The organism is Pseudomonas sp. UBT, from assembly GCF_050915955.1.
In the GTDB taxonomy this organism is placed as follows: domain Bacteria; phylum Pseudomonadota; class Gammaproteobacteria; order Pseudomonadales; family Pseudomonadaceae; genus Aquipseudomonas; species Aquipseudomonas antarctica_A.
The window spans coordinates 1,735,002-1,736,067 of record NZ_CP168079.1 but is presented as its reverse complement, the minus strand read 5'-3'; the positions used below and the strand labels follow the sequence as shown (position 1 = coordinate 1,736,067).

Here is a 1,066-nt window from a genome sequence, read left to right as displayed (position 1 = left end):
CAGAACCACATCAACCTTGTCGATGGTGTCGTTGATCGTGGTGGTCGCGCCGTCGCCAGCAACTTCCAGCTTCTCGAAGTTACCGCCAGCAGCGTCAGTGATCTTGACCGTCTGGGTGCTCTTGTCGATGAACACGTCATCGCTTGGCGCTGGCACAGTCACGGTGCCGACTGTGTCACCGGCTTTGATGGTGATGGTCGAGCCGTTATCGAGCTTCAGAGTGACGTCAGTGCCGGCCTTGTTGCTCAAGGTTGCGGTGTAGGTGATCTGGCCACCCTCGTTGACTTCATTTGGCGCGGTCAAAGTGACGGTGGTGGTGTCCGCAGTGCCCGGAGTATCGGTGACGGTGGTGTTAACCGGCGTAGTACCAGGAACCAAATTCTCGAAGTGCTCGCCGCCCGTTACGCCTTTGATGGCAGTGGTAACGGTCTGGTCGCCTTTGTACACATCGTTTGGCGCCACGGTGGTGACGGTGCCGCTGGACTGGTTCACACCGATGGTGATGGTCTGACCATTGTCCAAGGTCACGGTCAGCGGGTTGGTGATGTTAGTTACTGCGTTACCCGACTTATCGACCAGCGACGCGGTGTAAACGATATTGCCGCCTTCGCCAACGGTGGTGGTGGCAGTCAGAACCACATCAACTTTGTCGATGGTGTCGTTGATCGTGGTGGTCGCGCCGTCGCCAGCAACTTCCAGCTTCTCGAAGTTGCCACCAGCGGTGTCAGTGATCTTGACCGTCTGAGTGCTCTTGTCGATGAACACGTCATCGCTAGGTGCTGGGACAGTCACGGTGCCGACGGTGTCGCCGGCTTTGATCGTAATGGTCGAGCCGTTATCGAGCTTCAGAGTGACGTCAGTACCGGCCTTGTTGCTCAAGGTTGCGGTGTAGGTGATCTGGCCACCCTCACTCACCTCGGACGGAGCCGTCAGGGTCACGGTAGTGGTGTCAGCAGTGCCCGGAGTGTCAGTCACAGTGGTGGTGACTTTATCGGTACCAGGGACCAGGTTTTCGAAGTGCTCGCCGCCGGTCACACCCTTAATTGCGGTGGTGACGGTTTGATCG

General features: G+C 57.8%; 1 protein-coding gene. It reads right to left on the bottom strand.

Annotation, left to right across the window (positions count from 1 at the left end; genetic code table 11):
* The coding region (locus ACDZ94_RS07885; RefSeq protein WP_432751305.1) for an immunoglobulin-like domain-containing protein at positions 1 to 1,066 on the bottom strand (1,066 nt) is incomplete at both ends.